7 protein-coding genes and 1 pseudogene are annotated in these 7724 nt (G+C 71.9%); 4 read left to right on the forward strand and 4 right to left on the reverse strand.

Annotation, left to right across the window (positions count from 1 at the left end):
• Positions 1–83 precede the first annotated feature (83 nt).
• Together CCN72_RS41515 and CCN72_RS11500 are read left to right on the forward strand one after the other, a co-directional pair.
• A pseudogene (locus CCN72_RS41515) lies at positions 84–254 on the forward strand (GAF domain-containing protein); the annotation flags it as partial.
• A 66-nt stretch (positions 255–320) separates the two neighbouring features.
• Entirely contained in the window at positions 321–1016 is a 696-nt protein-coding gene (locus tag CCN72_RS11500; protein WP_341868872.1) for a PP2C family protein-serine/threonine phosphatase, read from the forward strand.
• Between the two features lie 39 nt (positions 1017–1055).
• Here CCN72_RS11500 and proP read toward each other — a convergent pair whose 3' ends face one another.
• Positions 1056–2561 carry a glycine betaine/L-proline transporter ProP gene (proP, locus tag CCN72_RS11505; RefSeq protein ID WP_086807437.1) on the reverse strand — a complete coding sequence of 502 codons (1506 nt, stop codon included), beginning with the start codon at positions 2559–2561 and terminating at the stop codon, positions 1056–1058.
• A 129-nt stretch (positions 2562–2690) separates the two neighbouring features.
• Positions 2691–2963 (reverse strand): hypothetical protein, encoded by a 273-nt coding sequence (locus tag CCN72_RS11510; protein ID WP_086807438.1) that lies wholly within the window; start codon positions 2961–2963, stop codon positions 2691–2693.
• Positions 2964–3134: 171 nt separating this feature from the next.
• On the opposite strand from CCN72_RS11510, the gene CCN72_RS11515 reads away from it, so the two are divergent.
• Entirely contained in the window at positions 3135–4652 is a 1518-nt protein-coding gene (locus CCN72_RS11515; RefSeq protein ID WP_107430089.1) for an MFS transporter, read from the forward strand.
• 65 nt (positions 4653–4717) lie between these two features.
• Here CCN72_RS11515 and CCN72_RS11520 read toward each other — a convergent pair whose 3' ends face one another.
• Positions 4718–5503: an SDR family NAD(P)-dependent oxidoreductase gene (locus tag CCN72_RS11520; RefSeq protein WP_086807442.1), complete on the reverse strand. Its 786-nt coding sequence runs from the start codon at positions 5501–5503 to the stop codon at positions 4718–4720.
• Between the two features lie 168 nt (positions 5504–5671).
• Between CCN72_RS11520 and CCN72_RS11525 the strand changes: the two genes are divergently transcribed.
• Positions 5672–6940 carry an LmeA family phospholipid-binding protein gene (locus CCN72_RS11525; RefSeq protein ID WP_086807439.1) on the forward strand — a complete coding sequence of 423 codons (1269 nt, stop codon included), beginning with the start codon at positions 5672–5674 and terminating at the stop codon, positions 6938–6940.
• Between the two features lie 27 nt (positions 6941–6967).
• On the opposite strand, the gene CCN72_RS11530 is transcribed toward CCN72_RS11525, so the two are convergent.
• Positions 6968–7724, reverse strand: a 757-nt coding sequence (locus CCN72_RS11530; protein WP_086807440.1) for an SDR family NAD(P)-dependent oxidoreductase, incomplete at its 5' end; no start/stop codon positions are given.

Raw genomic sequence — 7724 nt, forward strand, 5'->3', positions numbered from 1 at the left:
CGGCCCGCCGTGGTCGAAGACCAGCGCCCGCAGCATGTTGCGGATCTGCGCCATGATCGGGGCGGCCGCCACGGCGTGACCCCCGCTCGGTCGGCTTCCCGCCCTGCCATCCGAGGATGACCACGCTGCTGGGCGTCCCGCTGACCGTGCGGGACACCGTGTACGGCAATCTCTACCTCGCGGACAAGGCGGACAGCACGCCGTTCACGGACGACGACGAGGCCATCCTGACCGCGCTGGCCAGCGCCGCGAGCGTCAGCATCGAGAACGCCCGCCTCTACCAGGACCTCAAGCGGGTGGCGATGCACTTCCAGTTGCGCATGCTGCCCGCGCTGCCGGACCTGAGCCCGCTCGTGTGCGAGCTGCGCTACGAGCCGGCCTCCGAGCTGCCCCGCCTCGGCGGGGACTGGTGCGACGCCGTGCTCCTGCCGGACGGCGCGGTCTCCCTCGTCATCGGCGATGTCACCGGTCACGCCGTGGCGGCCGCCCCGATCATGGCGCAGATCCGCAACATGCTGCGGGCGCTGGTCTTCGACCACGGCGGGCCGCCCAGTCTGGTCGTCTCGAAGCTGGACCGCGCCCTGACGATGTTCGCCGAGCCGCCCACCGCCACCCTGGTGCTCACCCGTCTGGAGCGCGTCGCCGATGAGTTCGTCCTGCGCTGGAGCAACGCGGGGCACCCCCCGCCGCTGCTGCTCCACCCCGGCCTCGGCGCCCGCTTTCTCTCGCCGGCCCGCCATGGCATCCCGGTGGGCGTCGACCCCACCGTCCCCCGGTACGACCATGCGCAGCGGCTTCCCCCGGGCAGCACCCTGTTGCTGTTCACCGACGGGCTGGTGGAGCGCCGGGGGCAGGACATCGACGCGAGCATGGCCGCGCTGGCCGATCAGGCCATGGGCCTGCTCGACGCCCCGCTGGAGCGGCTGTGCGCCGAGCTGGTCACGGGGCGCGGCCGGCTGTTCGACGACGATGTCACCCTGCTCGCCCTGCGCGTGCCGGACCACCGGGCGCGGTGAGGCGCCCGGTGGTCCGGTCCTGCGGGTGCGGTGGGCTCGTCAGAACTTGGGGTCCGGTGACTGGGCCCTGACCAGTTCGGCGGCCTCGGCCTCCGACTCCACGGACGGCGGGGAGCCGTCCAGCGGCTTGTTCGCCGTCTCCTTCATGGCCAGCACCGCGACGACGCCCACGGCCGCCGCGCCCATGGCGTAGAACGCCGGCATCAGATTGGTGTGGAAGACGCCGATCAGGGCCGTGATCACCAGCGGGGTGGTGCCGCCGAAGAGCGAGGCGGAGAAGTTGTAGGCGACCGACAGGGAGCCGTAGCGGACATGCGTCGGGAAGATCGCCGGGAGGGCGGCCGACATGGTGCCGAGCATGGCCACCAGGGACAGGCCCATCAGCAGCAGGCCCAGGGTGATCAGGACGATGTCGCCCTGCCGGATGAGCAGGAACGAGGGCACCGACAGGACCAGGAAGCCGAGCATGCCGGTCATCAGCAGCGGTTTACGGCCGAAACGGTCGGAGAGGCGGCCGACCTGGTTGATGACGCACATCTGGAGGACCATCACGATCAGCAGGATCAGCAGCCCGTGATTGGTGTCGTAGCCGAGTTCGTCGGACAGATAGGTCGGCATGTACGACAGCAGCATGTAGTCGGTGATGTTGTACGCGGCCACCAGGGCGACGCACAGCAGCAGCGGCCGCCAGTAGCGGGTGAAGATCTTGCCGAGGTCGGCGGCGGCCGAGGTCTCCACCGCGTCGGCGGCCTCGGTCGCCCTGGCCTGGCCACCCTCCAGCTTCTGGAAGGCGGGCGTCTCGTCCAGCTTGAGCCGCAGATACAGGCCGATGAGGCCGAGCGGGGCCGCGACCAGGAAGGGGATGCGCCAGCCCCAGTGCAGCATCTGGTCGTCGCTGAGCAGGCTGGTCAGGGCGACGACGAGGCCGGACGCCCCGACGTACCCGGCGAGCGTGCCGAACTCCAGGAAGCTGCCGAAGTAACCGCGCCGTTTGTCCGGCGCGTACTCGGCGATGAAGGTGGAGGCGCCGCCGTACTCACCGCCGGTCGAGAAGCCCTGCACCAGCCGGAAGAAGATCAGCAGGGCCGGCGCCCAGATGCCGATCGTGCCGTGCGAGGGGATCAGGCCGATGGCGAAGGTGCCGATCGCCATCATGATCATGGTGAGGGCGAGGATCGTCTTGCGGCCGATCTTGTCGCCGAGCGGCCCGAGGACCATGCCGCCGATGGGCCGCACCAGGAAGGCGACCGCGAACGTCGCGAAGGTGCTCAGCAGCTGGGCGGTGTGATTGTCCGAGGGGAAGAAGACCTTGCCCAGGGTCGCGGCCAGATAGCTGTAGATGCCGAAGTCGTACCACTCCATCGCGTTGCCGAGAGCGGCCGCCTTGGTGGCGCGTTTGACGGCCGGTTCGTCGGTCACCGTGATGTCGCTGCGGCGCAGCTTCGGGTGGCGTCGTTTCTCGATGGCGCGAAAGAGCATCCGGTGGCGCCTGACCGCGGCGGGATCCACCGGATCCACCGGGTTCTCTTGGTCAGTCGCCGTCATCACGGTGTTCCTTTCGCCGGTCACATTGCACACGCCAACGCCTGCGCAGATCTCGCGCCCTCAAACCAACCGCTCCGTACGGCGCTCACTCGGCTACTCTGAGTGGATGACGCTCCGGTCCGGTGGCCCTCAGGGGATGTCGCCGCTCCAGTCGAGACGGGTGCGGTCACCGGGGCGCGGGGTGTATATCGCCCGGCCGCCGATGCCGTACCTGCCCAGCTCGGTGCGCAGCGGGACGCCCGTGGCGGGGGCCTCTTCGGCCCGGTCGGTGATGTCCAGGAGCAGGCCGTCCAGGGGGCCGCCGACCAGTTGGGCGTACCTGCGGTCGGGGCGTGGGCCGGGGTCGTCGTGGTCGTGGCCGTAGACCCGGCCGCGCAGCAGCTGCTCGTCGTCGCCGTTCATGGTCCAAGCCTCGCAGCCGGCACTGACAACGGGATCTTGGCGACGGGGTCGCGCGGGTCCGCCGGGCGGACTTTCTTCCCGCCCTTTGCGGTTGCAGTGAGAGGTGTGTGCACATGCCCCGGTCGGGGAACCTGAATCCTTCAGGCGGGGCCCCAGCGGAGAGGAGCCCAGGTGACTACGTCGACGTCGGCGGCAGGCGGCCGCGGCCAGGGGGCTCAGGACACCGGCTACCAGCCGGATCCGCGCCGGTGGCGAGCCCTGTGGGTGACGCTGGTGGCCGGTTTCATGAGCCTGCTGGACGTGACGATCGTGGCGGTCGCCCTGCCCACCATCCAGCGCGATCTTGGGGCCTCCCCCGCCCAGGTGCAGTGGGTGGTGTCCGGATACGCGCTGACCTTCGCCCTGGCCCTCGTCACCGCCGGGCGGCTCGGCGACGCCCTGGACCGGCGCCGCATTTTCCTGTTCGCGCTCAGCGCCTTCGTGCTGTTCAGCGCGGCCTGCGGGGCGGCCCCGAACATCACGCTGCTGGTGGTGGCCCGCCTCGCGCAGGGCCTCGCGGCCGGCTTCATGGCGCCCCAGAACTCCGCGCTCATCCAGCAGCTGTTCCGGGGCGCGGAACGCGGCCGGGCCTTCGGCTTCTTCGGCGCGACCGTCGGCATCTCCTCGGCCGTCGGCCCCATCACCGGCGGCATCATCCTCGCGCTGGCCTCCGGCGCCGACGGCTGGCGGTGGATCTTCTACGTCAATGTGCCGATCGGCATCCTCGCCGTACTGCTCGGTCGCCGGCTGCTGCCCCGCGTCCAGGGGTCCGGGCGGGGCCATGTGGACGCCACCGGTGTCCTGCTCCTCGGCCTCGGGGTGCTCGCGCTGATGTATCCGCTGGTCCAGGCGGACTCCGGCGGGATCGAGCGGCTGTGGTGGCTGTTCCCGGTCGGTGCCGTCGTGCTCCTCGCCTTCGCGCAGTGGCAGCGGCGTCTGGTGGCCAAGGGCGATCAGCCGCTGCTGGATCCGCGGCTGTTCAGCACCGTGCGCGGCTACGCGGTCGGCGCGGGCGTCGGCACGCTGTACTTCATCGGCTTCAGCGGGGTGTGGCTGGTCTTCGCGCTCTTCTTCCAGCACGGTCTGGGCTTCTCCCCGCTGCGCTCCGGGCTCGCCGTGACCCCCTTCGCCGTGGGCTCCGCGTTCGCGGCCGTGGTGGCCGGGCGGATGGTCGAGCGGCTGGGCCGGCTGCTCACCGTGTGCGGTCTGGTGGGCGTGATCCTCGGCCTGGGCGGCACCGCGCTGCTGCTGCACTACGCGGACCTCGGCAGCGCCCCCTGGGTCGCCGCCCCGGTGCTGTTCCTCGGCGGGATCGGCGGTGGCTTCGTGGTCTCGCCCAACTTCACGATGACGCTGCGGGACGTACCGGTGCGCATGGCGGGCGCGGCGGGCGGCGCGCTCCAGACCGGGCAGCGGCTCGGCGCGGCGGTGGGCACGGCCGCGCTGCCCGGCCTCTACTACCTGGTGCTCGGCCGGCACCAGGACTACCGCGCCGCCGTCGTCATCGCGCTGGGCGCCGCGCTCATCGGCATGGTGGCGTCCCTGGCGCTCGCCACGTTCGACTGGCAGCGGGACCGGCGGACGCGCTCCGGGGGCGGGAAGCGGCCGCAGGAGGCGGCCGACGATCCGGTGCGCTCCGGGCAGTCGTGATCACCGGCCGTCCGGACCGTCGTGGCTCATCGCCCGCAGCGCCGCCCGCAGCCGTCCGGCACGGCTCAGAAGAAGCCGCCGTCCACGGGGAGCGTACGGCCGGTCATGTACGCGGCGTCGTCGCTGGCCAGATAGGCGTAGCCCGCGGCGATCTCCTCGGGCGTGGCCAGCCGGCCGAGCGCACCGTGCACCGACAGCCACTGGCCGAGCGGCATCTCGCCGCGCAGCCGGGGGTGCTGGTATCCGGCCGCGTTCTCGGTGGCCATGTCGGTGTCGGTGCCGCCGGGGGCGATGGCGTTGATGGTGATGCCGCGCCGCCCCAGTTCGGCGGAGAGATTGAGGACCATGGACTCCACGGCGGCCTTGGACGCGGCGTACAGGGTGTGCTCGAAGACCGCGCGGGACGCGCTGACCGAGGAGGTGAGCACGATCCTGCCGCCCTCCCGCATCCGGGCGGCCGCGTGCTGGGCCGCGAACAGCTGGCCGCGGGTGTTCACCGCGAAGACGCGGTCGAAGTCGGCCGGGGTGAGATCCGCGAGGGCCCCGAAGTGCTCGATGCCGGCGCAGGAGGCCAGCACGTCCAGTCGGCCGAACTCCGCGACCGCGCGCTCGATCAGCGCCTCGCTCTGGCCGGGATCGGCCACGTCCGCGCCGTGGACCAGGGCCTTGCCGCCGTCCGCCTCGATCGCGCGGACCAGCGCGTCGGCCGCCGCCCGGTTGCTCCGGTAGCCGATGACGACGGCCGCGCCCTCGGCCGCCAGGCGCCTGGCCACCGCCGCCCCGATCCCCCGGCTGCCGCCGGTCACTACGGCGGCCCTGCCCACGAAACGTCCGGTGTCCCTTGCCGTCATGGAGGTCATCCTTTCCGTCCTTCACAAAGCCGTCGCCGCCAGTGTCCAACGGCGGTCGCGCAGAGGCGAGTTACGCATGGCTCGATAACGCGTGCGAATCGGGCCATTCCCCGGCCGGTGCCTCGTCAGAGTTGCGAGCCCGGTGGGGTTATGTGATCAAATCTGCCGATGCGTACCCCCCACACACCGACGCATCACCTCGCTCACTCCGACGGACCCGGCCCCGACCGGGTTCCGTCCGCGCGAAGTCCCTACGACGAACTGGCCGCACTCGCGGAGGATCCCGCGGGCGGCCCGCAGGACGGCCCACTGGACGACTTCCTCCGCGCGGACGAAGCCCCTGACCAGCGGGACGACGACACCGACGACGCCTGGGCACCACCCAACCACAGGCGCCGGGGCCGCCGCCGCAACCGGGCCACCGGGCTGCCCACCATGCTCAGGCTGACCGTCTGGGTGCTCACCTTCGCCTGCCTCGTCGCCCTGGCCGACCGCTGGGCGCTGCTCTACGCCGAGCGGCAGGCCGCCGACCGGCTCAAGGACCGGCTGCATCTGACCGCCGCCCCCGAGGTGCGGATCGGCGGCTTCCCGTTCCTGACCCAACTCCTGGACCAGCGGCTGGACTCGGTGCAGGTCACCGTCCCGGACGTACCGGCCGACCGGGTCACCCTGACGCAGGTCACCGCCACCGCACGCGACATACGCATCGACGGCGACGGCCCGACGGCCGTACGGGGAGCCCTCGTTCACCAGGTGCACGGCCAGGTGCTGCTGTCCTTCGCCGACATGAACCGTGAACTGGGCGCCTCCCAGGTGGCGTTCAGCGCCCAGGGCCCTGGCCGGATCAGGGCGCTCGGCTCGCTGCGGCTGGCCGGGCACGATGTGCGGGTGCGTGCCGACGCCCACATCCAGCGCGACGGGGACCGCGGCATCAGTACCTCGGTGGACGGGATGCGGCTGGACATCGGCGACCTCGCGACCTACCGGCCCGGCACCGGCCGTACCGAGGGGCTGCACCTCACCCGGGCCGCCGCGCGCCGGGTCACCCAGGAGGCGGACAAGATCAAGGCTCTGCTGGGCGTCCCGGAGATCGTGCACCGCATGGGTGTGCCGGACAGCGCGGTGCACGCCGCCCTGCACGACGAGGACAAGCTCCACCGGCTCACCGGCGCGCCGCGCTTTTTGCACCAGCTGACCCGGGTGAACCTCGTGGACGTGGCGCTCGCCCACCCCGAGGTGCTCAAACGGCTCGGCGTCGACCTCTCCCTGCTGACCTCCCTGACCAAGCTGACCCGCCCGCAGATCGCCGACCGCTTCGACTTCGCCTTCCGGATCCCGAACCCGCCCTCCGGCGACCTGCGGCTCCAGCGGGTCGCGGTGGACAAGGACGGGATCCATGTCTACGTCAGCGGCGCGGGACTGCTCCTGGGCAAGTGACCTGCCCCGGGCGGGAGTTGCCCGGGATCACATGGCCTCTTCCGAGGGGAGCGGCACCGGGTAGGGCTCGCCGAAGTCGGCCGAGCGGCTCACCTTCTCCCACGCGCTCGCCTCGGCGAGCCGCCGGCGGTCGTGGTCCAGGGCCATGGTCGCGGCGTTCACCCCGAGCAGAAGGTGGCTCGGGATCTCGCCGCGCCCTACCGTGCGGACGATGATCTCGGCGGCGCGGCGCGGGTCCCCGGCCGCGCCGGCGGTGTTCTGCCGCATCAGCCGGTTCATCGCGCCCACGGTCGCGTCGTAGGCCTCGGGCACCTCGTGGACGGTCATCGAGGAGCCGGCCCAGTCGGTGGCGAAGCCGCTCGGCTCGACGACCATGACCCGCACCCCGAACGGCGCGGTCTCCGTGGCCAGCACCCGGCTGAAGCCGTCCACGGCGAACTTGGCCGCCTGGTACGAGGCGATGCCCGGCGAGCCGCCGACCCGGCCGCCGATCGAGGAGAACTGCACGACGGTGCCCGCGCCCTGTCGGCGCAGGACGGGGAGCGCGGCCCTGGTGACGTGGTAGACGCCCCAGAAGTTGGTCTCGAACTGGGCGCGGAAGTCGGCGTCGTCGGTCGTCTCGATGGGCGACACGTTCGCGTATCCCGCGTTGTTCACGAGCACGTCGACGCGCCCGAAGCGGGCGACGGCCGCCTCGACGGCCGCGCGTGCCGCGTCCGGGCTGGTGACGTCCAGGGCGAGGGGCAGCACGCGGTCGCCGTACTCGGCGAGGTCGGCGGCGAGG

Source organism: Streptomyces murinus (genome assembly GCF_002154555.1).
In the GTDB taxonomy this organism is placed as follows: Bacteria; Actinomycetota; Actinomycetes; order Streptomycetales; family Streptomycetaceae; genus Streptomyces; species Streptomyces murinus.